This is a genomic window from Flavobacterium sp. Root935 (assembly GCF_001429295.1).
Taxonomy (GTDB): Bacteria; Bacteroidota; Bacteroidia; order Flavobacteriales; family Flavobacteriaceae; genus Flavobacterium.
In genome coordinates this window covers 225,260-251,023 of sequence record NZ_LMJL01000001.1, presented here as the reverse complement: position 1 = coordinate 251,023, position 25,764 = coordinate 225,260, and the positions used below count along the sequence as shown (strand labels likewise).

Here is a 25,764-nt window from a genome sequence, read left to right as displayed (position 1 = left end):
CCGAACAGAGTAGTTAAGCCCGCCTGCGCAGATGGTACTGCAGTATTGTGGGAGAGTATGTCGTCGCCTTTTTTAAAAAAGTCCTCATCATTATTTGATGAGGATTTTTTGTTTTATATGCATTTTATTATTCTATCTTTTATTTTCTTTTGTTATTCAATAATTTTTGCATTATCTATCTCTTACTTTGTTTTGTTAGGAATTCACTCTTAAATCGCTTAAAATTTCGATCTAGTAATGGGGTCAATTGATAATGCTTTTTAGATTTTATTGGATGTTAAACTTAAATTAGATTTTAATAAATACTAAATTTGCTCTGCAATTAATTTAAATTGGATTTAAAGCAGTCTCTAGAACGCGATAAAATTATAAACTTCATTAATGATTCCAAAAGACGGATTATATGAATATCGATTTTAATTTTAGTAAACTAAATTTTTAGGTATTATGACTAGTTACAGTGCAAATTCTAAAGTTGATTTTTATTTTGAGAAAGAAGAAAAATGGAAAGCTGAATTAGAACAATTACGTGCTATTGTTTTGAATTGTCATTTAGCTGAAGAGTTAAAATGGGGAGTTCCTTGTTATACTTTCGAAAAGTCAAATATTGTTTTGATTCATGCGTTCAAGGATTATTGTGCTTTACTGTTTTTTAAAGGTGCTTTGATGAAGGATCCAGATAAGATATTAATTCAGCAAACAGAAAATGTTCAAGCAGCACGTCAAGTTCGTTTTACTAATCTTAAAGAAATAGAAAGTAAAAAAGAGGTGCTTAAACAATATATTTATGAAGCTGCTGAAATTGAAAAAGCTGGTTTAAAAGTAGAACTGAAAAAAGTTTCTGAATTTGAGATTGCGCAAGAGTTTCAAGTTAAACTAGATAGCAATCCTGATTTGAAAAAAGCATTTTATGCTCTAACTCCAGGCAGACAGAGAGCTTATTTGCTCCATTTTTCGCAGCCTAAACAATCTAAAACAAGAGAGGGAAGGGTAGAGAAGAATATCCCAAATATTCTTATTGGAAAAGGTTTAAATGACTAGAGAAAATCTTAAAAAAAATAAAGAGAAACGACCTTGATTAAAAGTGCTTTTTTTTGATTGTCATATGAATTTTAATAAAAATAAAGTGCCCGCGAACTTATAATTGTTTGTGGCTTACTAAATCTTATATAGATTTGAATGTTAATTTGTAGAATTTGGGATGCTTGACTACTTAATAATTGGGTCTAATACTAATAGCAAAGAATATTATTTTAATGAATGCTGTCAAAACTGACACAGCCATTCTCTAAACAAAACAACATTTTGAAATTCTTGACGGATCACGAGGAGTAGCTGCATTTGCTGTATGGAATAGTATATATAGATTCTAGTAAGAATTTTATAGGTCATGGTTTTTTAGTGATAGATTTTTTCTTTTGTCTCTCTGGTTTTGTGATAGACTACGCTTACGATGATCGCATGCTAAAATGGGAATTTTATAAATTTTTTGTATCCAGAATTTTCAGATTATATCCTTTTGTAATTGTAGGTTCTACTATAAAATTTTTAATTCATTTCTTATGTTTTAAAAGCAAAAAGAATTAGTATATTTGAAAGGGTAAAGTGTAGACTATACTCTATACTTTATTGTTTTCTTTTAAAAAAAATAGAACTATGCTTGTAAACGAATTATCAAAAAAAACGGGATTATCAATTCATACTATTAGATACTACGAAAATTTGGGAATGATAAAGGGATTGACTGACGAAAAGGTGACATCTAATAACTATAAACACTACGATGCTAATACTATTGAGCGTTTAGAAATTATCATAGAAGCAAGAGAAGTGGGATTTACTTTAGCAGAAATAAAAAAAATATTGAAAAGCTGGTTCGAAAGCACTGATTCAAAACCGGAAACATTAGAACTTTTTCAAGCCAAAATAAAAGAGATTGATGATAAAATGAAATATTTCAAACAGACTAAAAGTCTTCTCGAAAAAGTATGCGAGAAAATAAAAAGCAATAAAGATTGATAGTTAAAGTTTAAAATGTGTAGAAAACCCCTTAAGAGGTTAAGGAGTTTTTTTTCGGATTTGATTTTTATTGTAAAATGATGAACTACTGTAAAGAGCACCATTTGATTAATTCGGGATACAATTTATCAATCTTATTTTCTTGTTTTTCTTTCTGAGACTTATTAATTCCGTGTTAAATTCTTTCATTTTAACGAAACCTCTTTCAATCATTACGGCTTCTACTTCATTATTAATGTCCAAAAGTAGTTTATGTCATTCTTATAAATTTCCTCAGCATACAGTATAAAAACGGCAAAAAAAAAACTCCTTAATTTCTTAAGGAGTTTCTTGNCGACCCCCTCGGTGTAAACGAGGTGCTCTGAACCAGCTGAGCTAATCGCCCTATTTTACTAGGTTGCTATCGTTTGTGATTGCGAGTGCAAATATACGCTAGTTTTTGAGTTCTGCAAAGAAAATCGAATAAAAAATAAAACTTTTTTTAAAATAATTTATATCTCGCTGTTTATGAATTTGTTATTAAAATGATTTTTTTGAAGTTTTTTCTAGATTCAAAGTATATTTTAGTTCAAAGGCAATTCGGCAACAACAAAAGTACTTCCGCCAACATAAATAAAATCATTTTCCGAAGCATTTTTTTTGGCATGCGCGAAAGCGATGGCGACAGAATCGTATTTTTCTCCAATTAAATCATGTTTTTTAGCTTCGCTTTGTAAAATTTCTGCTGGTAAAGCTCGTGACGAATTCGGATGGCAGAAATAATATTGCGCTTCTTTTGGGAAAAGTGGCAAAATAGACTCCAGATCTTTATCATTCACAACACCGAAAACAATATGAAGCTTTTCAAATGCTTCCTTTTTAAGCTGATTCATTACAACTTCTAATCCATGTTTGTTATGCGCAGTGTCACATATTATTTTCGGGTTCTCTCCCAATTGCTGCCATCTGCCTTGTAAACCAGTATTTTTCACAACATTTAACAAGCCTTGTTTTAATTCTTCATTCGAAATCTTAAAATCAGTTTCATTATTAAGAATTGAAATAGTCTGCTGAACCGTTTTCTTATTGTGGAATTGATAATCACCAACCAAGTCAGATAAATAAATTTGATCAATTAAATCAGATGCAAAATAGATAGGAGCTTTATTTTCTTCAGCTTTAGCTAAAAAAACAGGTTTGGTTTCTTCGGTATATTCTCCAATTACAACTGGAACATTCGGTTTAATAATTCCCGCTTTTTCACCTGCAATCGCTTCCAATGTGTTTCCTAAAAACTGCGTGTGGTCTAAACCTATATTGGTAATTACCGAAACCAAAGGTGTAATGATATTTGTTGCGTCTAATCTTCCGCCAAGGCCAACTTCAATAATAGCAATATCAACTTTTTCAGCTGCAAAATAATCAAAAGCCAATCCAACCGACATTTCGAAGAAGCTCATATCATTGGCTTCAAAAAAAGATTTGTGCTTTGCAATGAATCCGCAGACAAAATCTTCGGAAATTTCTCTTCCGTTGATTTTAATCCTTTCTCTAAAGTCTTTTAAGTGTGGAGAAGTATACAATCCTACGTTGTAACCTGCCTCCTGTAAAACCGAAGAAAGCATATGCGAAGTAGAACCTTTTCCGTTTGTACCCGCAACATGAATGCATTTCAAATGATCCTGAGGGTTGTCAAGGTGAGCTGCTAATAACTTAATATTAGTCAAATCTTCTTTGTATGCTGAAGCACCTTGCAATTGGTACATTGGAAGTTGATTAAACATCCACTCGGTAGTCTCTTGATAGTTCATTTATTTTGGATAAAATGGTTGTTGATTGAAATAAATTTCGATTTTTGTAGTTTAATATTACAGCGAAAATTATCTTTATTGCAAATTTCAAATATTTTTTAGAATTAATTATTAAAAACCAGAATTAATATATGTTTAGTTTTATTCAATTACAAACAGATACAATCGCACAGGCTTCAAATGTAGTTATCGAAAAGATAGCACCGCAAAATGAAATTTCAATGTTTGGCTTTATTATGAAAGGAGGAGTCTTCTTGATTCCGATTGCGATTCTATTGTTTTATACTATTTATGTAATCTTCGAACGTTATATGTACATCAGCCGAGCTTCAAAAATTGACGGCAGATTAATGCAGGATGTTGGAGATAAATTGCATTCTGGAAATATTGAATTGGCAAGAACAATTGTAGAAAGAAATAATACTGCTGCTGGAAATATTTTAAAAGAAGGAGTTTTGGTAATTGGAAGACCAATTGCAGAAATCGAATCAAACATGGACCGCGCCGCAGACATCGAAATTGGCGAAATGGAAAGACGTCTTGGTCATCTTGGACTTATCGCTGGTATTGCGCCAACACTTGGTTTCATCGGAACAATTTCCGGGGTAATTAAAATTTTCTACAGTATTTCGGTTACAGAAAATATTAGTATCGGAAACATTTCTGGAGGTTTATATGAAAAAATGATCAGTTCTGGTTCTGGATTAATTGTTGGTATTATTGCTTATAGTGCTTACCACTTATTAAACGGAAAAATTGATGATTTTGCTTTAAAAATTCAAAAGCAGATTTTAGAATTTGTCAACATAATTCAAAGAGCATAAACTATGTCTATTAAACGAAAAAGAAGATTTCACGCCGAAGTAGCGACTTCATCTTTGAGTGACATTATGTTTTTCCTGCTGTTGTTTTTCCTAATTATCTCAACACTGGCAAATCCGAATGTTATTAAGATGACATTGCCAAAAGCGAAAGCGAATGAAAAAACCAATAAACAATTAATTAGTTTGTCGGTTACAGAAGATAAAAAGTTCTACATTGACAAACAAGAGGTTGATTTTGAAAACCTGGAAACAAGTTTAATGTCTAAAATTGGAACAGATAAAGAACAAACAGTTGTCGTTCGAATCCCGTTTAATTTGCAAGTACAAGACTTAGTAGATGTTTTGCAGATAGGAGTAAAGAATAATTTGAAGTTTGTTATTGCGACAAGTCCGAAGTAGATTTACAATTAGGGCGTGACCCCAACAAAAAAATGGGCAAATCAGCATAACGTTGATTCGCCCATTTTTTTATTGAGGTCGGGCTATCCGCGCTACTTCGGTAGCTTGCTTCTATCCCTCACGCAAACACAACATAAATTTTACGTAACAATATGTCATCCTGAGCGAAGTCGAAGGATATACAAGTAATTCCTCAAGGAGAATCATCAATCTTTTTCGCGCGTCTTGCGTGTGCTTCGACTTCGCTCAGGATGACAAACTAATTGTAAGTAATTAGATAGAAACTAAAAAAGGCTTTCTGAATTTTCAGAAAGCCTTTTTTATGTTAATTATAATTTTTGTAAATCTGTGCAATTCGTGTTTTAATCCAAACTAAAATTATAAATAATTTTTCCCACTTGTTTGGCTGCAGCATTTGCATCTGCCGACCATTTTGTGTTTAATGCTGCAATTTTAGCTTGTTCTAATAAACAACTTGCAGTGTTGGTTGTTCCTTTTACTCCAGCTGTAGCGCTTATCGTTTTGCCGTTTTGATCAACAGTAACTTCTACAACCACTTTTCCTTCTTCATTGCAGGTATATTTTGGAGCAGGTTTAGATAATGCCTTTCGTCCGTTTAAAGAATATCCAGATCCACCGCCAGAACCACCGCCGCTTCCAGCTCCATAACCGCTTCCTGAGCCGATACCACTTCCAGTTCCGTTACCGCCTCCAGTTCCTCCGCCAGAACCTCCAGAACCATAATAGCCATTTGAGTTTAAACTTCCATTGGCTTTTCCTTTATTTCCAGCTGCTTTATCATTTCCGTCACCACCTTTATTTGAACCTTTCATAATGCTTGCTAATGCATCGTTTGTCGAATTAGAAACTTTTGGTTTTTCGGGTACAGGTTTTTGTACGGGTTTTTCAACAGGAACAGGTTTCTTAGGTTTTTCTTTTGTTGGAATTACTACATCATTATCGGCAGTCGTATTTTCCTGCGTAATGATAGCTTCCTCTGGAGTTGATTTTGCTGGAGCTTGTTTTACAGTATTTTTGACATCCAAAACTTCACTTTTATAATTAGCACCAGAACCAAGATCACTATCACCAAAATTTACAGTAACGCCACCGCCACCTCCGCCGCCATCTGCAAGTGCTACATTATTTTCTGGATTATAAGGAGGCCAAAAACGTATGAATAAAAGCAATAGAATTAGTACAGCATATATTGCTGTGGTGAGTAATAATGATTTCTTTTGATCTGAAGAAATAGTGGAACTCATTTTGATTCTGAATTTTGAAATGTATTATTTTAAAAACGTTTAAAAGTACTAAAAATTGTTTAGAATGTGCGAGAGAATTTGACCGCAAAGTTCGCAAAGGTTTGCGCAAAGAAACGCAAAGTTTCATTTGTCTCAAATTTGAGCAAATCTCCGATTAAGTTCGCAAAGCTAGATTTACACTAAGCTTTGCGAACTTAATATTTAGATATTGCTTGCGCTGTGAATTAAACTATCTTAGCGTGCTTTGCGTTAAAAAAAGCATTGTAATTATAACGCAAAGTTCGCAAAGATTTGCGCAAAGAAACGCAAAGTTTCATTTGTCTCAAATTTGAGCAAATCTCCGATTTAAGTTCGCGAAGCTAGATGTACACAAAGCTTCACGAACTTAATATTTAGATATGGCTTGCGCTCTGAATTAAAATATCTTAGCGTGCTTTGCGTTAAAAAAAGGCTTGTAATTATAACGCAAAGTTCGCAAAGGTTTACGCAAAGAAACGCAAAGTTTTATTTGTCTCAAATTTGAGTAAATCTCCGATTAAGTTCGCAAAGCTAGATTTACACCAAGCTTTGCGAACTTAACATTTAGATATTGCTTGCGCTCTGAATTAAACTATCTTAGCGTACTTTGCGTTAAAAAAAGGCTTGTAATTATAAAGCAAAGTTCGTAAAGGTTTGCGCAAAGAAACGCAAAGTTTAATTTATCTCAAATTTGAGTAAATCTCAGATTGAAGTTCGCAAAAGCTAGATGTACACAAAGCTTTACGAACTTAATATTTAGATATTGCCTGCGCTGTGAATTAAACTATCTTAGCGTGCTTTGCGTTAAAAAATCTACGAGAAACAAAAAAAGGACCAAATTTAAATTTGATCCTTTTTAAATATTATAATAGAAAAAAACTACACTAATTGTTTCAATGCAATTTCAAAAGCAGTTGCACTAATATTAGTTTTTGACGAATTCAAAGCATGAGCTTTTACAATTGCATTTTTTATAATTTCAGAAGTATCGTTAAAAATAGCTTCGTCTGTCATTTGAACTTTTTTCTCCATGAAATAAGCAAAAACTCTCGCCATTCCGCAGTTTGAAATAAAATCTGGGATCAAACTTACTTTATGATCTACTTCTTCCATAATAGAACCAAAGAAAATTTCTTTATCAGCAAAAGGAACATTTGCACCACAAGAAATAACTTCTAATCCGTTTGCAATTAAGCTGTCAATTTGAGTTTGAGTTACCAATCTTGAAGCAGCACAAGGTGTGAAAATTTCGGCACCAATTGTCCAGATTTTAGAATTAATTTCTTCAAACGGAATCATATTGTCGGCAACTAATTTATTTCCGTCTTTATTTAAAAACAAAGTTCTGATTTCTTCAAAAGAAAAACCTTCTTCTTTAATCAATCCACCGTCGCGGTCAATAATTCCGATAACTTTTGCTCCCATTTCAGCTAAATAAAAAGCAGCTGCAGAACCTACATTTCCAAAACCTTGAACGATTGCTTTTTTGCCTTTAATATCCCCGCCATAAGTTGCGTAAAAATGACGAACTGCTTCGGCAACACCAAAACCAGTAATCATATCTGCTACTGTATATTTTCTTGTAACGTCTGGTGAGAATTTTGGGTTTTCGATAACTTTAATTACACCTTGGCGCAATTGACCAATTCTGTTGATTTTATCAGCTTCAGTTGGTTTAAAATGTCCGTTGAAAACACCTTCCTGCGGATGCCAAACACCACATTCTTCTGTCATCGGAATAACTTCGTGAATCTCGTCAACATTTAAATCTCCTCCAGTTCCATAGTAACTTTTTAATAAAGGAGAAACCGCTTTGTACCAACGCTGCAAAACACCTTTTTTACGCGGATCGTTCGGGTCAAAATTTATTCCAGATTTAGCACCGCCAATTGCAGGGCCGGAAACAGAGAATTTAACTTCCATAGTTTTAGCCAGTGACAAAACTTCGTTCATGTCTAAACCTTTTCTCATTCTTGTTCCTCCACCCGCAGCTCCTCCACGAAGTGAATTAATAACAGTCCACCCTTCGGCTTCTGTTTCTGAATCTTTCCAATTGAAAACAATTTCAGGTGCCTTGTTTTCAAATTGTTGTAATAAATCTTTCATTTTGTTGTGATATGTTTATTTTGCGTAAATGTATAAAATAGAATAATGCGAATAATGTATTTGGATCCAAATTTATAAAACAAAAAATAAAGCCGAAAACAAATTGCTTTCGGCTTTAATATTATATTCTATTTTGGAAATTACATTCCTAATAAATTCTTTTTCAAAGTTTCATCAACTGGTTTATCAGAAAGCCAGATTCCAAATAATGCTTTTTTGAAATCAAATCCCTGGATTTTTCCCTTTAAAACTTCATTTTTATAAACATTTAAAGTTTGATCAAGCGGATTGTAAGCTAATATAAACACATCTTTTTCTGTAATAGCATCGCTTAAAAATGACTTGAAAGTTTCAATTCGAGGACGAAGTTGGTCAAGATTTGCACCAGCAGATTTTTCAAAACCTGCATTCATGGCTTTTGTTAATTTATTAGAAGAAACCATAGAAGATGTAATTTCAATTCTGATAGCCATTTCTGTGTCGCTATCAATAATAAATTGAGGATCTTGACTTAGTTGAGATAGATACAGTGCTTGCACGTAAACTTCTAACCACATTTTTGATCTTCCGCCTGCGCCATTAAGTTGTAATGTTTTGCCCTGATATTCTATTTTTCTAGGAACTGTTACACCATTAACATCGATTTGGGTTTGTGCCGAAACGGTCGAAAATTGTAAGCTTAAAAGGAGAGTAAGTAATAGTAAAATCTTTTTCATGTTCTGTCAATTTTTTATTTTTTGGGTAAAAATAATGCTAATTTGTCAATTTTTGATGTATGTAGAGAATGTTTTTTTCGAGAAAAGATTTCGTTTGAAATTTGTATAGTATTAAAAATCAAATTAGTAAGAGATATTTTACGTAGTTTTACGTATTTTAAGGATTGTTTAATCTTTCTTTCGGGAAGATTTGTCGATTTTTCAGTTGTTTTTTCGATTTAAATGGTAGAATTTGAATTTTAAATTTTAGAAAATTTGCTGCAATATTAATGCTCATTTGAAAGAAAACCTAAATTATTACGAAAACGTTATCGTTATCTTTGTAGATCTATTAATTTTATATGCGTGCATTGTAAAATTGACTTTTAAAAAGTATCTTTGGAAGCCTTGAATTAAAAATTCAGGCTCCGAAAAAACAAAAACAAAACTAACATCATCAACTAAAATGCATTATTTTTTGGTTGAAAAACATTTAAAGTAAACTACTATGGATTTTAATCTTACCGAAGAACATTTAATGATTCAGCAGGCAGCAAGAGATTTTGCTCAAAATGAATTACTGCCAGGAGTTATTGAACGCGACGAAAAACAAATTTTTCCAACAGAGCAAGTAAAAAAAATGGGAGAATTAGGTTTTATGGGAATGATGGTTGATCCTAAATATGGCGGAAGCGGCTTGGATGCTATTTCATACGTTATTGCAATGGAAGAAATTTCTAAAGTTGATGCATCTGCTTCAGTAGTGATGTCAGTAAACAATTCTTTGGTTTGCTGGGGATTGCAGGAATTTGGTACAGAAGAACAGAAACAAAAATATTTGCCAGGTTTGGCATCTGGAGAAATTCACGGGGCTTTTTGTTTAAGTGAGCCAGAAGCAGGAAGTGATGCCACTTCTCAAAAAACAACGGCAATTGATATGGGAGACTATTATTTGGTAAACGGAACTAAAAACTGGATTACAAACGGAAACACAGCATCGGTTTATTTAGTAATTGCACAAACACATCCTGAATTAAAGCATAAAGGAATTAATGCTTTGATTATGACTAAAGATATGCCAGGTTTCTCAGTTGGTCCTAAAGAACAAAAAATGGGGATACGTGGTTCTGATACACATTCGCTAATGTTTTCTGATGTAAAAGTTCCGAAAGAAAATAGAATTGGAGAAGATGGTTTCGGATTTAAATTTGCAATGAAGACTCTCGCTGGAGGTAGAATTGGTATCGCTTCTCAAGCATTAGGAATTGCATCTGGAGCTTATGAATTAGCATTAAAATATTCTAAAGAACGTAAAGCATTTGGAACAGAAATCTGCAATCACCAAGCAATTGCTTTTAAATTGGCAGATATGGCTGTTAATATCGAAGCAGCACGTCATTTATGTATGAAAGCGGCTTGGGATAAAGACCAAAATAAAAATTACGATGTAAGTGGTGCAATGGCAAAATTATTTGCTTCACAAGTTGCCATGGATACAGCCGTAGAAGCAGTTCAAATTCATGGTGGGAACGGATACGTAAAAGAGTATCATGTTGAGCGTATGATGCGTGATGCGAAAATTACCCAGATTTACGAAGGAACTTCAGAAATTCAAAAAATTGTAATTTCAAGAGCAGTTATTGCTGGATAGATTCGATGCATATATTTAAATACCCTTTCTGCTTTTAGTTTGAAAGGGTTTTTTTATGATTATTCTTTTAGTTTTCATAAGTTTATGCTTTCAAGTAAATCTCATTCTTTTTCAATACTAATTCAACACCAAAATATTATGAAAAAACTATACTTTCTACTTCCTTTTATTTTTTTAGCTTGTAAAACGAGTACTATAACAACGGTTGAAAAAGGATCTCAGTCAAATTCAAAACCAATTGCGGTTAACTATAAAGTCAGCGAAACTGAAATTTCAGATTTCTTAAAATATCTTTCTTCAGATGAATTGGAGGGACGTGAAACAGGAACTAAAGGAATTGAAAAAGCAGCCGTATTTTTAGAAGATTTTTTAAAGAAAAATAATATCAAGCCCTATTTTAAAACCTATCGCGATACGTTGACTAATTTTAAAAGCCCAGCCTTTAATATTGTTGGAGTTATTGAAGGAACTGATCCTGAATTAAAAAAAGAATATGTTGTTTTAAGTGCTCATTACGATCATATTGGTATAGAGAAAAAAGAACAGGCAGATAAAATAAATAATGGAGCTAATGATGATGCTTCGGGTGTGACTTCTGTTGCAGCGATGGCGAAATATTTTAGCGAAACCAAATCTAATAAAAGAAGTATTTTAGTCGTATTTTTTGCTGGAGAAGAAAAAGGTCTGCTGGGTTCAAAAAGTTTAGTTGAAAAATTGAAAAAACAGAATTTTAATCTTTATACCCAATTAAATATCGAAATGATTGGTGTGCCGATGAAAAGAGATTATCTAGCCTATATTACAGGTTTTGATAAATCGAATATGGCAGACAAAATAAATGAATACACAGGAAAAAAGACTATCGGATTTTTGCCAAAAGAAGCAGAATATCAATTGTTTTATAGATCTGATAATTATTCTTTTTTTCAAGCCTTTGGGAAACCATGCCAATCTATAAGTACTTTTGATTTTGAAAATTTCGATTTTTATCATCATGTTTCAGATGAATTTAAGTTAATGGATATTCCACATATTACTGCATTTACTCAGGAATTATTGCCGGCAGTTACCAAAATAGCAATTACTCCAACGCAAGAAATAACCATGAATAAATAAGAGGTCATTTTACTCCATTTGATTATTTTTGCTTCATGAAAAATATTATTGTTACCGGAACGAGTAGAGGGATTGGTTATGAACTAGCGTTGCAGTTTGCAAATGCAGGAAATCAGGTTTTGGCCATTTCAAGAAAAATACCAAAAACACTTTTGGAACACCAAAATGTAATTTGTTTGTCGATTGATTTAGCCGATGAAAAAGCTTTAGCAGAAGTAGATCAATTTCTTTCTTCGACTTGGAAAAAAGTAGATGCAGTTGTTCATAATGCTGGAGCTTTACTTTTAAAACCTTTTGCAGAGACTACACAAGCCGATTTTGAAAGTATTTACAAAGTGAATGTTTTCGCAGTTGCGAATCTTACTAGAATATGTCTGCCTTATTTGCAAAAGGGAAGTCACGTCGTAACCATTAGTTCAATTGGCGGTGTACGCGGAAGTCTTAAATTTGCAGGATTGGCGGCTTACAGTTCAAGTAAAGGTGCTGTAATTACTTTAACAGAATTATTAGCAGAGGAATATAAAGAGCTTGGCATTTCGTTTAATGTCTTAGCTTTAGGCTCTGTTCAGACAGAAATGCTCAACGAAGCTTTCCCAGGTTACCAGGCTCCAATTTCTGCCGAAGGAATGGCGACATACATTTATGATTTTACTCTTAACGGAAATAAATACTTTAACGGAAAAGTGCTTGAAGTTTCATCAACAAATCCGTAAATTAAATTCCAAAATAAAAAAAACAAATTCCAATTTTAAAACGTCTAACATCTAACAAATAACATTTAACTTTAAATTGAGCGAAACCTTAGCTAAATATATTCCCGAACATGCGGTAAAACCTGTTTTTGATTTGATAGTTGCCAATCAAGTGCACTTGAAAATTGTAAACGAACGTCAGACTCGTCATGGTGACTATAGGAGAGGACCGAGCGGGAAACATGAAATTACAGTTAATGCGAGTTTAAATAAATATAGGTTTTTAATTACGCTGATTCATGAAATTGCACATTTGGTTGCTTTTGAAAAATTTGGGCGAAATATAAAACCTCATGGAAATGAATGGAAATATACGTTTCAGCGCTTAATGGTTCCGTTTATAAGACCAGAAATATTTCCAGGTCACATTTTGCCTTTACTGGCAAGACATTTTAAAAACCCTTCTGCAAGTAGCGATACAGACACCACTTTATCCTTAGCTTTAAAACAGTATGATAAAGAAAATGATAAAAATTACGTTTTCGAAATTCCTTACGGAAGTATTTTTAGAATCAAAAACGGTAAAGTTTTTAAAAAAATAGCTGTTAGAACAAAACGTTTTGAGTGTTTAGAAATCAGTTCTGGGAAAACTTACCTTTTTAATCCAAATGCAGAAGTTGAGTTGATTACTTTAAAATCTCAATAAAAAAACAAATCCCAATCATAGGGAAGAAATTCCAATAAAAAAATTCCAAATTCCAATACTGATCTACAGTTGGAATTTGGAATTTTTTTATTGGAATTTTAAATAAAGGTTTTAACCCTTCAAATAAGCTTCTCTTACTTTTTTGAATAAGTTTGAAGAATAAACAAACTTCACAATATCTTTATTATCAGTTCTAAAGATTTCCTCTTTTGTTCCCTGCCAAGCTTTTAATCCTTTTTTTAAAAAAACAATATTCTCTCCAATTTCCATTACAGAGTTCATATCGTGAGTATTAATTACGGTTGTAATATTGTATTCTCTCGTAATTTCCTGAATCAAATTATCAATCAAAGTTGATGTATTTGGATCAAGACCTGAGTTTGGCTCATCGCAAAACAAATATTTTGGATTATTTACAATCGCGCGGGCAATAGCCACACGTTTCTGCATACCACCTGAAATTTCAGACGGCAATTTTTTATGTGCTTCAACTAAGTTTACTCTTTCTAAAACAAAATCAACACGTTCTTTGATTTGTGCCTTAGAGTTATTTGTGAACATTCGCAATGGGAAAGCTACGTTTTCTGCAACTGTCATCGAATCAAACAAAGCACTTCCTTGAAAAACCATTCCAATTTCTGTTCTTAGCGCTCTTTTTTCATCTGGATCCAAGTCAGAATAAACTCTTCCATCGAATTCAATTGTTCCAGAATCTGGTGTATGAATTCCTAATAGCGTTTTAAGTAAAACCGTTTTTCCAGATCCACTTTGTCCAATAATCAAGTTGGTTTTTCCAGTTTCAAAAACGGTCGAAACGCCTTTTAAAACTTTACTATCACCAAATGATTTTTCTATGTTTTTTACTTCTATCATTATCCTAATAATAATTGAGTTAATATATAATTAAAAAGAATGATACAAACAGATGTCCATACAAACGATACCGTACTTGCTTTACCAACTTCTAATGCGCCACCTTTCATGTAATAACCATGAAAAGATGGAATAGTTGCCAATAACATTGCGAAAATTAAAGTTTTAATGAAAGCATAAGTAATATGGAAAGGAATAAATTCCATTTGCGCACCTTGAATGAAATCTTGGCTAGTCGAAAATCCTCCGTAAGCACAAGCAAGCCATCCTCCAAAAATTCCTAAAAACATACTAATCCCGATTACAAAAGGGTACATTAATAAAGCTACGATTTTAGGGAAAACAAGATAGTTTAATGAATTAACACCCATAACTTCTAAAGCATCAATCTGCTCTGTAACACGCATTGTTCCGATACTTGAAGTAATGTAAGATCCCATTTTTCCAGCCATAATTACCGAAATAAAAGTAGGAGCAAACTCCAAAATTACAGATTGACGAGTAGCAAAACCAATTAAATATTTTGGAATTAAAGGATTAGTTAAATTAAGAGCAGTTTGAATGGCTACAACTCCACCAATAAAGAAAGAAATAAAGCAGACAATTCCAAGAGAGTCAATAATTAAATCATCGATTTCTTTGAAAATCAAATTTTTCATAACAGGCCATTTGGTCTGTTTATTGAAAATTTCTTTAAGCATTAAAAAATATCTTCCTATTTGGGATAAATAACGAATTAGCATCATAAGTTTTACAAATATTGGCTAAGGTAAAAAGAAGTTATGAGTTTTGGGTTATGAGTTCAAGTTTTTCGGTCGTTTTAGGGATCAAATTAACTTTTCTTTCATTTTTTGCAAACGATAATTTCTAATAAATTTAGCTTGTTCAGGGTTAACGAGTAAAGGAGTTTTTGCTTTTTTTGCTTTCAAAAAACCTTTAATATAATCTAAAAACAGGAATGGCTTTTTCTTCATCATCGCTAATTTTGCCGATGCAATTGCGGTAATCCAAAAACCATATCCTAAAGTATAAAAAGCTTCGCCTTGTTTATAACGAGCTGTTTTATTGTAATTTGCACCAGTTGGTTTCAAATGTTTTACGTGTAAAGACTGGTCTGTAACAATTTTCCAATTGTAAAATTTGCACAATAATTCATCTACAGTATCCCAGCCCATTGCAGGTTTTAACCCGCCAATTTGCTGAAAAGTTTCTTTTCTGTAGGCTTTCAGCGCGCCGCGAATGTGATCTTTATCGGTAAGGTTTTCTAAAACCCATTCGCCGTTTTTATCGATATAACAAAATCCGCCAACCATTCCGATTTTAGGATCAGACTCGAAATGTTTAATGATAGTTTCGAAATAATTTGGTGGAAAAATTAAATCGCCATCTATTTTTACAATAATATCATAATCCGAATCCAAAGTTTCAAAACCTTTTTGAAAAGCCTGAATGACTTTGCTTCCCGGAAGATGAATCGCATCTGAAGTTTTATTCACAACAGAAATAAACGGATTCTCCTTTGCAAAACTCAATACAACTTCTTCTGTTTTATCCGTAGAATTGTCGTTTACCACAACAACTTTTGACGGTAAAACAGTCTGCGAAACCAAAGATTGTAAAGTCAAGCCAATTAAATCTTGTTCATTATGTGCGGGAATGACGATGTAATACTTCATTTTAAATTCCAATTTTTTTAAATTCCAAATTCCAATTGATGAGAATAATCCCAACTTTCTAAAATTCCAAATTCCAATTTTAACCATGTCGGTAAAATTGGAATTTGGAATTTAATATTGGAATTTTATTTTATTTTTTCAGCAGCAACAATATAATATCTTGGAGTGAAATATCTTAACAGGGGTCTGAATCCAAATTTTTTCACAGGGTGTGTAAATTGCAGACGATCTGTGATTTTCCATCCTGTTTTTTCTAAAAGCCAGTCTAACTGCCAGTCTTCAAACTCATGATAATGTCTGTCCCACATATCTGTTTTAGAGCGATAAGCTGGTGAAAACCATAAACGTAACGGAATTGAAATTAAAAGTTTATCACATTTTACGTTTTGTAAAATTGTATATGGATTTAGCAGATGTTCGAAAATTTCAAATGCTGTAAAAACAGTATATTCTTCTGTTTGTAAAGCCGTTTGATCGTTGTCTAAATCTTCTCCTTTTGTATTTTTTACCGTATATCCATTTTCTTCCATTATTTTAGAAAACGGATTTGGTACGCCAAAATCAAAAATGGTTTCTGATGTGTTAACGTGCTTTTGTAAAAATTCTAAAGTAAGTTTGAATCTTTTATTCGGAAACGTTTTTTCGTACATAGTAATGCGAGGAACGAAACAATCTCTCGTTCTTGATTTTAATTAGGTCGCAAATATACTAAAAAGTCCGCATTTTAAGATGCGGACTTTTTTAAGTTTTCAGTTTTGAGTCGCAGCTTACAGTTTGTCGGACTGATTACTGTGACTGATTACTGTGACTAAATACTAGTATCTATAAACAAATGCATTAACATTCATTCCAGCTCCAACAGAAGCAAAAATAACAACGTCTCCTTTGTTTATTTCGTGATTTTCTATTTTTCCTTGCAGAATTAAATCATATAAAGTTGGAACAGTTGCAACACTGCTGTTTCCTAAATCGTGAATGCTCATTGGCATAATATCTTTAGGTGATGTTTTATCGTATAGTTTGTAAAAACGTTCGATAATAGCTTCGTCCATTTTTTCGTTTGCCTGATGAATCAAGATTTTTTTAACATCGTCAATTCCAATACCGCTTTTGTCTAAACAGCTTTTCATAGCCAATGGAACCTGACTTAATGCAAATTCGTAAATTTTACGGCCATACATTTTAATGTATTTGATATCTGGATCTAAGTCTGGATTATACGATTTTCCAAAATAAAGATAATTCGCTTCATCGTTGGCAAAAGTGGCGCTTTCATAAGATAATAAACCAGCTTCATCAGTAGAAGCTTCTAAGATTGAAGCACCAGCACCATCAGAGTAAATCATCGAATCACGATCATGATCGTCTACAACTCTAGATAAAGTTTCAGCACCAATTACTAAAACTCTTTTTGCCATACCAGATTTGATAAAAGCATTTGCCTGTAGAACACCTTCAATCCAGCCCGGACATCCAAAAAGAATATCATAAGCAACGCATTTAGGATTTTTAATACCTAATTTATTTTTAACACGAGTTGCTAAACTTGGTAAAATATCCGTTTGATGTGTTCCAGTTTTAACATCACCAAAATTATGGGCAAAAATAATATAGTCTAGAGTTTCAGCATCAATTCCTGCACTAGCAATTGCTTTTTCTGCAGCAAAAAAGGCTAAATCAGACGCATTATATTGTGGTTCGGCGTAACGGCGATTTTCAATTCCAGTAATACCTTTAAACTTTTTTATAACAACTTCGTTAGGGTAACCAAATGGAGTTCCATCTTCATTTAAAAAAATATGTTTATCAAAATCTGTATTCTTTACTTCTAAATTAGGAATGTAACTCCCAATACCAATAATTTTTATTTTCATTTCTTTCCTTAAATTATCCGATAAATTTCATGCTAAAGTATAAATAAAAATATGATAACTATCATAAAAAATACTATGCACGCATATAATTATGAATAAATGATTTTTTACAAGATATATTGTTTATTTTTTAATGATTTTTTAATTTTTCCGAGATTTTAAACGATTGAAGGAAAAGTGAGGAAAAAGTTTTTTTGTTTCAAGTTTCAAGTTGCAGTGTAACGTTAAACCTGAAACTTGAAACAAAATTAAAAAACAAAACCCGATAGTTTTTAAAACGTATCGGGTTTGAATATATTATAGTGAAACTAATTTCTTAGCTCTCCATATAAGCTTCAATAGGAGCACAGCTGCAAATTAAATTTCTATCACCGTATGCATCATCTACACGACGAACAGATGGCCAGAATTTATTTTCAGCAATATAATCCAATGGATAAGCTGCTTTTTCTCTAGTATAAGGGAAATCCCAAGAATCAGTAGTTAACATTGCCAATGTGTGAGGTGCATTTTTCAATACATTGTTTTTATCATCAGCAGTTGCAGTTTCAATCTCTTTTCTGATTGAGATAAGAGCATCACAAAAACGGTCTAATTCTGCTAAATCTTCAGATTCAGTTGGCTCAATCATTAAAGTTCCAGCAACTGGGAAAGAAACCGTAGGAGCGTGGAAACCGTAATCCATCAAACGTTTTGCGATATCACCAACTTCAATTCCGTTTTCTTTAAATGCACGACAATCTAAGATCATTTCGTGAGCCGCTCTGCCGCATTCTCCAGTATAAAGAATTGGGTAGTGACCTTCAAAACGAGATTTCATATAGTTAGCATTCAAAATCGCGTGCTCTGTAGCGCTTTTTAATCCTTCAGCACCCATCATTGTGATGTAACCGTAAGAGATTAAACATACTAAAGCAGATCCGTAAGGCGCAGATGAAATAGCTGTAATAGCTTGTTCACCGCCAACTTTTAAGATTGGGTTTGTTGGTAAAAATGGAACTAGTTTTTCGTTCACACAGATAGGACCAACTCCAGGTCCGCCGCCGCCATGAGGAATAGCGAATGTTTTGTGTAGGTTTAAGTGACAAACGTCAGCGCCAATTGTAGCAGGATTTGTTAATCCAACTTGCGCGTTCATGTTTGCACCATCCATATATACTAATCCGCCGTTTTCGTGGATTAATTTTGTGATTTCAATAATTGAAGATTCGAAAACTCCGTGAGTAGAAGGGTACGTTACCATCAAACAAGATAAATCATCTTTATGTTCAATTGCTTTTTCTCTTAAATCTTCTACATCAATATTTCCTTCCGGAGTAGTCTTAGTAACAATGATTTTCATTCCCGCCATCGCTGCAGAAGCAGGGTTTGTTCCGTGAGCAGATGAAGGAATTAAACATACATTACGGTGACCTTCGTTTCTTGATAAGTGGTAAGCACGAATTGCCATTAATCCAGCGTATTCTCCTTGAGCACCTGAGTTTGGTTGTAATGTAGTTCCAGCAAATCCAGTAATTACATTTAATTGCTGTTCTAATTTTTTAAGCATTGTAATGTAACCTTCAGCTTGTTCTACTGGTGCAAACGGGTGAATGCTGTTCCAGTTTGGCATTGAAAGAGGTAACATTTCAGAAGCCGCGTTTAACTTCATCGTACAAGAACCTAATGAAATCATCGAATGATTCAACGATAAATCTTTACGTTCTAATTTTTTGATGTAACGCATTAACTGACTTTCTGAATGATGATTGTTGAAAACATCATGCGTTAAGAAAGAAGATGTTCTTTCTAATGAAGCAGGTAATTGACTTGCAGTTGCTAATTCAGAAACAGTAAAAGTTTCTTTTCCTAAAGCTTCAGCAAAAATGGCAATAATTTGGTTGATGTCAGCAATTGAAGTCGTTTCGTTTAATGAAATCGAAATCGTGTCAGCATCAACATAAAAGAAGTTTACTTCGTTTTTCTCAGCAACAGCCTTTACTTTTTGAGCGTCAGCTTTTACCAAAATAGTATCAAAGTAAGCAGTGTTAGTTTGGAAAACGCCCAATTTATTTAAAGCTTCAGCAGTAGTAACTGCAGATGCGTGAACTTTGTTTGCAATATATTTCAAACCTTCTGGTCCGTGGTAAACCGCGTACATTCCAGCCATAACTGCTAATAGAACCTGAGCAGTACAAATGTTTGAAGTTGCTTTTTCACGTTTAATGTGCTGCTCACGAGTACCTAATGCCATACGTAAAGCACGATTTCCATTTACATCAATAGAAACTCCGATAATACGACCTGGCATAGATCTTTTGTACTCATCTTTAGTTGCAAAAAAAGCAGCGTGAGGACCACCGTAACCCATTGGAACACCAAAACGCTGTGAAGTTCCAACTACTACTGCTGCTCCCATTTCTCCTGGAGAAGTTAAGGCAGCAAGTGACAAAATATCAGCAGCAAAAGCTACTTTAATTTCGTTTTCTTTTGCTTTAGCAACAAAAGCACTGTAATCGTTTACCTGACCATATTTTCCAGGATATTGTAAAATAGCTCCGAAAAATTCAGTTGAAAAATCAAAGTTTTCGTGGTTTCCAACCACTAATTCAATTCCAATTGGAGTTGAACGTGTTTGAAGTACAGATAAAGTCTGTGGTAAAATTTCTTCAGAAACGAAGAATTTGTTTGTATTGTTTTTCTTTTGATCACGAGTACGAACATCAAATAACAAAGCCATTGCTTCTGCAGCAGCTGTACCTTCGTCAAGTAAAGAAGCATTTGCAATTTCCATTCCTGTCAATTCGATAACAGTAGTTTGGAAATTTAAAATCGCTTCTAAACGACCTTGGGCAATTTCTGCTTGATAAGGTGTATAAGCTGTATACCATCCTGGATTTTCAAAGATATTTCTCTGAATCGGAGCAGGAACGATAGTTGGATGATAACCCAAACCAATATAAGATTTGAATACTTTATTTTTCTTTCCTAACTCTTGAATGTGATTTGCGAATTCATATTCCGTCATTGCAGGATCTAAATTCAAAGGCGCTTTTAAACGAATATCGTCCGGAAGGGTTTCATAAACAAGTTGTTCAATCGAATCAACTCCAATAGTTTTCAGCATGTGCTGAAGATCAGTTTCTCTTGGACCAATGTGTCTTAAAGCAAAAGCATCTGTTTTCATGTAGCTATCTAATGTTTTTAATTGATGTGTTCGTGCACCATTTTGCTGTACGAATCACATTTAAAAGTAAATGTGTTGTTTTTTTGTGGCGCAAAATTAAGTATTATTAATAATTTAATGGGTATTTTTAACTTCAATTTTTATCAAATTTCCAACTAAAGAGTTGATTTGTTACCAATTGATTAGATTTGAGGCATGAAACTTTTAAAACAAATTTTCGATTTTTATTTAAACAGCAGTATTCACGTGGCTTTATCGTGTTATGCTTTGGTTCGAATTACGTTTTATTTCTTTCATCTTCAATATGATGAGCCAATGGCTTTCTTTGTTTTTTTCGGAACAATTGTAGGATATAATTTTGTAAAATACGATGCTTTGGTTCGGGTAAAGAAAAAACCAATCGGAAATCAGTTAAAAATTATTGCGGCTTTAAGTTTTATTTCGCTGCTTTTAGTTGGCTATTATTTTTTCCATCTAAAGCGAATAACCCAAATCGTTTCTGTTGGAATTTTTGCCATAACCGCACTTTACACTCTGCCATTTTTTCCAAACAAAAAAAATGCCCGAAACTGGGCTGGCGTAAAAATTTATATTGTTTCACTTTGCTGGGTAGGAGCGACTTTGGTTTTGCCGTACATAAATGCCGAAGTTCCTTTTACAGCCAACTTTTTTATAAAATGCCTGCAGCGTTTTGTGTTGGTTTTTGTGCTGATTTTAGTTTTTGAGATTTTAGATATGGCAAACGACGATCCGCATTTGCAAACCGTTCCGCAGACAATAGGCGTAAAACGAACAAAGATTTTAGGATTTTCGCTCCTAGTTCCGTTTTGGGTTTTAGGAATTTTGACTTTTACACTTCACGATCTCATCATCAACCTCGTTATGGTTGTCACTTTAATGTTGTTTATTCTGTTCGCCAACACAAATCGCTCCAAATATTACACTTCTTTTTGGGTCGAAAGTGTACCAATATTTTGGTGGTTAATGATTGCCTTTTTATAAAAAGACGAATAAAAATTTCGTAAATAATTTTGGCGTGCCCCTCCGGGTCGGGCTATCCGCTCCAAGTCCTCGCACTTCCTTCGTCAGGCTGTGGGCTATCCGCTTCTATCCCTCACGCAAACCGTAAAACAAGAAAATTCATTTTTAACACAAAAATATTGAATCAGTTTAATTCTTGAATTGCCTCCAGCTTTAGCTGGAGGTGAAAAATTAGTCTCCAACCTGGCTTTAGCCAAACTTTGTTATTTGGCTAAAGCCAACAATATTCTCTCTCATATTTCATCCTCCAGCTAAAGCTGGAGGCAATTGAAATTAATATTTTAAAATCTGCTTAAATCTGCCAAATCTGCGTGAAAAATAACTTTTGCTAATGTTTCAAAATCAAACTAATCCATTTCTTTTTTGCTTGGCAAGACCCTTTTATTTTCAATTCTGTTTTTCAGAAACCTGTTTCAGAACTTTATTTCTCTCTAAAAGAAAATTCGTTAAGTGCTTTTTCAGAAATAAAACATCAAATAATTTCCCGAAAATGCCAAAAGGAGTTTCATATTGCATTTTATCTTTCATGATTGTAATTCCCTTTTCTTCTTCAAAAAAATGTTCATGTTTGAAAGATTTGAATTTGCCCTGTTCCATTTCATCCACAAAATAATCATACAAATTCATTGCAGTAATTCTGCTTTTATGAGTGAGATAAAAACCGAAATGTTTGCCACGCCACGTTACCGTTTCGTTTAAATTGATCAAACCAGAGGTCACGCCGGCAATTGCTTTTTCGTTTGTAGGACTAGCAGATTGTTGATGAATATCGATATTTCTTGAGGCATCAAAAACGATTTGTTTGGATGCGTTTATTTTGGTAATTAAGTTTATAGTTATCATATTGATTAATTTTGTTTTATGACAAATAGTGCTTAAATTAAATTTTCAAAAGCCTCATCAATATCTCCAAACTTAAACTGAAACCCATTTTCCAAAAGTCGTTTCGGAATCACATTTCTACTTTTCAAAACCAATTCAGTTTCTGTTCTAATTAGAAAAGATCCAATTTCAAGAAAAAAATTACTCATCGGAATTCCGAAAGGAAAACCAACTGCTTTTCTCAGTTTCTGCATAAAATCAGTATTTCTGATTGGCTTTGGAGAAACGATATTGATAATTCCGTCAATTTTTTTCTGAAGAATAAAATCAACAGCATTCGCAAAATCTTCTTCATGAATCCAGCTTATAAATTGATTGCCGCGTCCTTGTTTTCCTCCAAAACCAATTTTTGCCAAAGTCTTTAACGGAATAAAAGCACCGCCCTCTTTCCCTAAAACAATTGAAGTTCGCAAAGCCGTTTTTAAAGTTTTTGGAGTTTCAGTTTTAAAAAATGCTTTTTCCCAAGATAAGGCAACGTTTATAGAAAAATCATTTCCAATTTCGCCGTCAACTTCATCCATTTGTTTGTCTAATGAAAAACGATAAATGGTTGAGGTTGATGAATTCAGCCAATGTTTCGGCGGATTCTGGCAATTTAAAACGGCTTTATTTAGAATTTTTGTGCTTTCAATTCGAGATAAAAGAATCTCTTTTTTGTTTTCTTTGGTATAACGGCAATCAACAGATTTTCCTGCAAGATTTATTAAAACCGCTGCGTTCTCCAATTCCTTTTCCCAGCCAGAAAAAGTTTTGGCATTCCAGTTTACGTATTTAATTCCGTTAGTAATCTGAGATTTTCCTCTGGTCAGAATTACAATTTCTTCAAATTTATTTTTGAAATGATTGACTAAAACTTGTCCTAAAAATCCAGTTCCGGCGGCGATGATAAGTTTACTCATTTTGATAGTTTTTCGGGTTAAACCTAACAGGTTTTTAAAACCTGTTAGGTTTCTGTAGAAATTAATTTAAAATAAAAAGCAAAGCAAGAATTCGATATAAAATCCAGGTGTAAGATAAATAAAAGGGAAGTTTTAAAACTTTTACCCTTCTAAAATGTTCTGCACACATAATGAAAACCGTAATTCCAAACCAACCTAAAACCAACATTTCCGGAAGATTGATAAACTGATTCAGAATCAAAATCGGAACTAAAATCAAAGATCCCATTAAAGAAACCGTCATTAAATTTCCTGCATAATTGATTATGGTTTTTTTATCGAATTTTAAAAGAAACAGACTTTGAAAAACAATTTGTCCAAAAGCCAAAATAATTTCTCTCGTAATATTTGATTTCGGTAAAATCGGAATCAAATTAGAATATCCAAATAAAACCAAACTCGTAATAGTTAAAGCGAATCCAATAAAAAGGAATCTGTATTTGTAATTGAAATCAGGCGTGCATTCTAATTTATTTTCTTCTTTTACAGTTCCCGGAATAATTACTTTTCTGTTATAAGAAACAAAAGAATACATTTTTTTCAGGATGAAATGAATCGGTTTTAGAGTTGCGATTTTTTCTATTAGAGGAAAAGAAAATCCAATCACTTTTATCAAACTGTCAACTCCGTAAGTGACTGTTTTTGTTTTATTATTAATCAACGCAATTTCATTTGGCGCTCGTTTTAAGTCTACAAAACTTTGTTCTTCATCAGAAAGCTGGCAATAAGATTTTCTTCCGTTTTCATCAAGCATTCCGCTTTTTACAAAGCCGGTTGTATATAAACTGCAAAGCGGACAATCTTCATCATAAAGTAAGGTTTGGTTTTCGAGCGTTTTCATGATTTTTGGTTTTTAAGGTTAATAATTTGATTAGTACATTTCTTCTAAAACTGGAATTGATTGTAGTTTTCTTTTATTCTTAACTGTAATTTTTGAACCTTTTGCTAAGAAAACTGAAGTTGGTTTTTCGTCTAGAAGAAATCTAAAATCGTTTCCATAGATGTTTCCATTCTGCTTTTAAAAGTTAATATGGTCAATTTTTTATAGATTATTACTGAAATGTAAATAGCAAGTAAAAAAGGAATAGGAATTATACTGTAAGTGATTATGTCGGTATAACCAATAAAAGCATTAAAAAACCAAAGGATAAAAAATAGTGCAACAAAAGCTATGTAAGTAATAAGATTTTTGTCTTTTGGATTATCGACAAGCATTTTTACTCCTATTGAAAACTGAAGAAAACCAGTAACCATTATTGATAATAAAGCTAATATTATAGCTCCTTCTCCAAATACAATAGTACTTACTAAAATTATGAAAGGAAGAGCAAGTGCGAATGTGTTAATTTTTTTCATGGTTCTCATAATTATTGATTGTTTTAAACTTTCAGAAAAAAATGAAAGTTTGGATTAAATTTTTTTATTTCATGATTTTTATAATCAAACGTCCTAACCAGTTTTCGTTGAATTCGGTCATTTTGTCTAACATATTATCTGCTTTTAAAACGAAATCATACAATTTGGTAGTCTGATCTACAAAGTGTTTTTCTTCTGCAGAATCTTTTGCTTCGATCGTCGAAACTTCTTTTAAAATTTTAAGCGCAGGTTTAATTTCTCTTTTACTTCTTTCTCTCGAAATTTTTACGGCTAACTCGTCTAAATCTTTTTCGGCAGTAAAAAATTCTCTTCTTTCTCCCGCTTTGTATTCTTTATAAACAATTCCCCAATCCATTAAAGCTCTTAGGTTCATGCTGGCGTTTCCGCGTGAGATTTGCAATTCTTCCATAATATCTTCCATAGAAACAGCGTCGTTTGAGACCATTAATAAAGCGTGGATCTGTGCCATCGTTTTATTAATTCCCCATTGAGAACCTAACGCTCCCCATGTTTGTACAAACTTATTTTTTGCTTCTTTGAATTCCATAGATCAAATGTAAGTAAAAGTTTTTAAACTTTCAAAAATAAATGAAAGTTATTTAACTAATTATAAAGTTATGTTAATTCAGATCTTGAAATTTTCGATTAAATAATGA

The 25,764-nt window shown here is 33.0% G+C and carries 24 protein-coding genes; 9 read left to right on the top strand and 15 right to left on the bottom strand.

Translation table 11 applies throughout. The annotated features are described in order from the left end of the window. Positions 1-447 precede the first annotated feature (447 nt). Together ASE40_RS01235 and ASE40_RS01230 are read left to right on the top strand one after the other, a co-directional pair. Complete coding sequence (locus ASE40_RS01235) at positions 448-1,041, top strand: YdeI/OmpD-associated family protein (RefSeq protein ID WP_057114974.1); 594 nt, start codon at positions 448-450, stop codon at positions 1,039-1,041. Positions 1,042-1,656: 615 nt separating this feature from the next. After that, positions 1,657-2,019 (top strand): MerR family transcriptional regulator, encoded by a 363-nt coding sequence (locus tag ASE40_RS01230; protein ID WP_057114993.1) that lies wholly within the window; start codon positions 1,657-1,659, stop codon positions 2,017-2,019. Positions 2,020-2,582: 563 nt separating this feature from the next. On the opposite strand, the gene ASE40_RS01220 is transcribed toward ASE40_RS01230, so the two are convergent. After that, positions 2,583-3,809 carry a bifunctional folylpolyglutamate synthase/dihydrofolate synthase gene (locus ASE40_RS01220; RefSeq protein ID WP_057114973.1) on the bottom strand — a complete coding sequence of 409 codons (1,227 nt, stop codon included), beginning with the start codon at positions 3,807-3,809 and terminating at the stop codon, positions 2,583-2,585. Positions 3,810-3,940: 131 nt separating this feature from the next. Between ASE40_RS01220 and ASE40_RS01215 the strand changes: the two genes are divergently transcribed. Together ASE40_RS01215 and ASE40_RS01210 are read left to right on the top strand one after the other, a co-directional pair. Then, positions 3,941-4,633 (top strand): MotA/TolQ/ExbB proton channel family protein, encoded by a 693-nt coding sequence (locus ASE40_RS01215; protein WP_057114972.1) that lies wholly within the window; start codon positions 3,941-3,943, stop codon positions 4,631-4,633. 3 nt (positions 4,634-4,636) lie between these two features. After that, positions 4,637-5,032, top strand: coding sequence for an ExbD/TolR family protein (locus tag ASE40_RS01210; RefSeq protein WP_008464192.1), 396 nt, complete (start codon positions 4,637-4,639; stop codon positions 5,030-5,032). 362 nt (positions 5,033-5,394) lie between these two features. On the opposite strand, the gene ASE40_RS01205 is transcribed toward ASE40_RS01210, so the two are convergent. The 3 genes from ASE40_RS01205 to ASE40_RS01195 form a co-directional block, all read right to left on the bottom strand. Further along, the gene (locus ASE40_RS01205; protein WP_057114971.1) at positions 5,395-6,297 is read right to left on the bottom strand and encodes a hypothetical protein; all 903 of its coding nucleotides are present in this window, start codon (positions 6,295-6,297) and stop codon (positions 5,395-5,397) included. Positions 6,298-7,194: 897 nt separating this feature from the next. Then, positions 7,195-8,421 (bottom strand): Glu/Leu/Phe/Val dehydrogenase dimerization domain-containing protein, encoded by a 1,227-nt coding sequence (locus tag ASE40_RS01200; protein ID WP_057114970.1) that lies wholly within the window; start codon positions 8,419-8,421, stop codon positions 7,195-7,197. Between the two features lie 140 nt (positions 8,422-8,561). Further along, positions 8,562-9,137 carry a chalcone isomerase family protein gene (locus ASE40_RS01195; protein WP_057114969.1) on the bottom strand — a complete coding sequence of 192 codons (576 nt, stop codon included), beginning with the start codon at positions 9,135-9,137 and terminating at the stop codon, positions 8,562-8,564. 487 nt (positions 9,138-9,624) lie between these two features. Between ASE40_RS01195 and ASE40_RS01190 the strand changes: the two genes are divergently transcribed. From ASE40_RS01190 to ASE40_RS01175, 4 genes are all read left to right on the top strand, one after another. Then, positions 9,625-10,767: an acyl-CoA dehydrogenase gene (locus ASE40_RS01190; RefSeq protein WP_057114968.1), complete on the top strand. Its 1,143-nt coding sequence runs from the start codon at positions 9,625-9,627 to the stop codon at positions 10,765-10,767. A gap of 138 nt (positions 10,768-10,905) precedes the next feature. Continuing rightward, the gene (locus ASE40_RS01185; RefSeq protein WP_057114967.1) at positions 10,906-11,883 is read left to right on the top strand and encodes a M20/M25/M40 family metallo-hydrolase; all 978 of its coding nucleotides are present in this window, start codon (positions 10,906-10,908) and stop codon (positions 11,881-11,883) included. A gap of 35 nt (positions 11,884-11,918) precedes the next feature. Beyond that, on the top strand, positions 11,919-12,596 hold the full coding sequence (locus ASE40_RS01180; RefSeq protein ID WP_057114966.1) for an SDR family NAD(P)-dependent oxidoreductase: 678 nt from the start codon (positions 11,919-11,921) through the stop codon (positions 12,594-12,596). A gap of 76 nt (positions 12,597-12,672) precedes the next feature. Then, the gene (locus ASE40_RS01175) at positions 12,673-13,281 is read left to right on the top strand and encodes a SprT-like domain-containing protein (protein WP_057114965.1); all 609 of its coding nucleotides are present in this window, start codon (positions 12,673-12,675) and stop codon (positions 13,279-13,281) included. A 111-nt stretch (positions 13,282-13,392) separates the two neighbouring features. On the opposite strand, the gene ASE40_RS01170 is transcribed toward ASE40_RS01175, so the two are convergent. The 6 genes from ASE40_RS01170 to gcvP form a co-directional block, all read right to left on the bottom strand. Beyond that, a complete protein-coding gene (locus ASE40_RS01170; protein WP_057114964.1) occupies positions 13,393-14,154 on the bottom strand; it encodes an ABC transporter ATP-binding protein in 762 nt (253 codons plus the stop codon). After that, a complete protein-coding gene (locus ASE40_RS01165; protein WP_053470782.1) occupies positions 14,154-14,900 on the bottom strand; it encodes an MlaE family ABC transporter permease in 747 nt (248 codons plus the stop codon). Before ASE40_RS01165 ends, ASE40_RS01170 begins: the two co-directional genes overlap by 1 nt. Positions 14,901-14,981: 81 nt before the next feature. Next, on the bottom strand, positions 14,982-15,830 hold the full coding sequence (locus ASE40_RS01160; RefSeq protein ID WP_057114992.1) for a glycosyltransferase: 849 nt from the start codon (positions 15,828-15,830) through the stop codon (positions 14,982-14,984). A gap of 125 nt (positions 15,831-15,955) precedes the next feature. Further along, complete coding sequence (locus ASE40_RS01155) at positions 15,956-16,480, bottom strand: methyltransferase (protein ID WP_057114963.1); 525 nt, start codon at positions 16,478-16,480, stop codon at positions 15,956-15,958. Between the two features lie 165 nt (positions 16,481-16,645). Next, positions 16,646-17,704, bottom strand: coding sequence for a 3-oxoacyl-ACP synthase III family protein (locus ASE40_RS01150; RefSeq protein ID WP_057114962.1), 1,059 nt, complete (start codon positions 17,702-17,704; stop codon positions 16,646-16,648). Between the two features lie 316 nt (positions 17,705-18,020). After that, positions 18,021-20,870 (bottom strand): aminomethyl-transferring glycine dehydrogenase, encoded by a 2,850-nt coding sequence (gene gcvP / locus ASE40_RS01145; protein WP_057114961.1) that lies wholly within the window; start codon positions 20,868-20,870, stop codon positions 18,021-18,023. Between the two features lie 195 nt (positions 20,871-21,065). Between gcvP and ASE40_RS01140 the strand changes: the two genes are divergently transcribed. Continuing rightward, entirely contained in the window at positions 21,066-21,872 is an 807-nt protein-coding gene (locus ASE40_RS01140) for a hypothetical protein (protein WP_057114960.1), read from the top strand. A gap of 426 nt (positions 21,873-22,298) precedes the next feature. Here ASE40_RS01140 and ASE40_RS01135 read toward each other — a convergent pair whose 3' ends face one another. The 5 genes from ASE40_RS01135 to ASE40_RS01115 form a co-directional block, all read right to left on the bottom strand. Next, a complete protein-coding gene (locus ASE40_RS01135) occupies positions 22,299-22,754 on the bottom strand; it encodes an SRPBCC family protein (RefSeq protein ID WP_057114959.1) in 456 nt (151 codons plus the stop codon). A 32-nt stretch (positions 22,755-22,786) separates the two neighbouring features. Continuing rightward, on the bottom strand, positions 22,787-23,692 hold the full coding sequence (locus tag ASE40_RS01130) for a TIGR01777 family oxidoreductase (protein ID WP_057114958.1): 906 nt from the start codon (positions 23,690-23,692) through the stop codon (positions 22,787-22,789). Positions 23,693-23,753: 61 nt separating this feature from the next. Further along, the gene (locus tag ASE40_RS01125; protein WP_057114957.1) at positions 23,754-24,572 is read right to left on the bottom strand and encodes a hypothetical protein; all 819 of its coding nucleotides are present in this window, start codon (positions 24,570-24,572) and stop codon (positions 23,754-23,756) included. 131 nt (positions 24,573-24,703) lie between these two features. Beyond that, positions 24,704-25,087, bottom strand: coding sequence for a hypothetical protein (locus ASE40_RS01120; protein WP_057114956.1), 384 nt, complete (start codon positions 25,085-25,087; stop codon positions 24,704-24,706). A gap of 64 nt (positions 25,088-25,151) precedes the next feature. Continuing rightward, on the bottom strand, positions 25,152-25,655 hold the full coding sequence (locus ASE40_RS01115; RefSeq protein ID WP_057114955.1) for a GbsR/MarR family transcriptional regulator: 504 nt from the start codon (positions 25,653-25,655) through the stop codon (positions 25,152-25,154). Positions 25,656-25,764 lie beyond the last annotated feature (109 nt).

Coding starts and splice junctions, on each gene's coding strand:
- ASE40_RS01140 (WP_057114960.1), top strand. CDS start 21,066: ATGAAACTTTTAAAACAAATTTTCGATTTTTATTTAAACAGCAGTATT.
- ASE40_RS01120 (WP_057114956.1), bottom strand. CDS start 25,087: ATGAAAAAAATTAACACATTCGCACTTGCTCTTCCTTTCATAATTTTA.
- ASE40_RS01160 (WP_057114992.1), bottom strand. CDS start 15,830: ATGAAGTATTACATCGTCATTCCCGCACATAATGAACAAGATTTAATT.
- ASE40_RS01130 (WP_057114958.1), bottom strand. CDS start 23,692: ATGAGTAAACTTATCATCGCCGCCGGAACTGGATTTTTAGGACAAGTT.
- ASE40_RS01155 (WP_057114963.1), bottom strand. CDS start 16,480: ATGTACGAAAAAACGTTTCCGAATAAAAGATTCAAACTTACTTTAGAA.
- ASE40_RS01150 (WP_057114962.1), bottom strand. CDS start 17,704: ATGAAAATAAAAATTATTGGTATTGGGAGTTACATTCCTAATTTAGAA.
- ASE40_RS01190 (WP_057114968.1), top strand. CDS start 9,625: ATGGATTTTAATCTTACCGAAGAACATTTAATGATTCAGCAGGCAGCA.
- ASE40_RS01195 (WP_057114969.1), bottom strand. CDS start 9,137: ATGAAAAAGATTTTACTATTACTTACTCTCCTTTTAAGCTTACAATTT.
- ASE40_RS01115 (WP_057114955.1), bottom strand. CDS start 25,655: ATGGAATTCAAAGAAGCAAAAAATAAGTTTGTACAAACATGGGGAGCG.
- ASE40_RS01185 (WP_057114967.1), top strand. CDS start 10,906: ATGAAAAAACTATACTTTCTACTTCCTTTTATTTTTTTAGCTTGTAAA.
- ASE40_RS01200 (WP_057114970.1), bottom strand. CDS start 8,421: ATGAAAGATTTATTACAACAATTTGAAAACAAGGCACCTGAAATTGTT.
- ASE40_RS01210 (WP_008464192.1), top strand. CDS start 4,637: ATGTCTATTAAACGAAAAAGAAGATTTCACGCCGAAGTAGCGACTTCA.
- ASE40_RS01235 (WP_057114974.1), top strand. CDS start 448: ATGACTAGTTACAGTGCAAATTCTAAAGTTGATTTTTATTTTGAGAAA.
- ASE40_RS01165 (WP_053470782.1), bottom strand. CDS start 14,900: ATGATGCTAATTCGTTATTTATCCCAAATAGGAAGATATTTTTTAATG.
- ASE40_RS01125 (WP_057114957.1), bottom strand. CDS start 24,572: ATGAAAACGCTCGAAAACCAAACCTTACTTTATGATGAAGATTGTCCG.
- ASE40_RS01215 (WP_057114972.1), top strand. CDS start 3,941: ATGTTTAGTTTTATTCAATTACAAACAGATACAATCGCACAGGCTTCA.
- gcvP (WP_057114961.1), bottom strand. CDS start 20,870: ATGAAAACAGATGCTTTTGCTTTAAGACACATTGGTCCAAGAGAAACT.
- ASE40_RS01135 (WP_057114959.1), bottom strand. CDS start 22,754: ATGATAACTATAAACTTAATTACCAAAATAAACGCATCCAAACAAATC.
- ASE40_RS01220 (WP_057114973.1), bottom strand. CDS start 3,809: ATGAACTATCAAGAGACTACCGAGTGGATGTTTAATCAACTTCCAATG.
- ASE40_RS01180 (WP_057114966.1), top strand. CDS start 11,919: ATGAAAAATATTATTGTTACCGGAACGAGTAGAGGGATTGGTTATGAA.
- ASE40_RS01205 (WP_057114971.1), bottom strand. CDS start 6,297: ATGAGTTCCACTATTTCTTCAGATCAAAAGAAATCATTATTACTCACC.
- ASE40_RS01170 (WP_057114964.1), bottom strand. CDS start 14,154: ATGATAGAAGTAAAAAACATAGAAAAATCATTTGGTGATAGTAAAGTT.
- ASE40_RS01230 (WP_057114993.1), top strand. CDS start 1,657: ATGCTTGTAAACGAATTATCAAAAAAAACGGGATTATCAATTCATACT.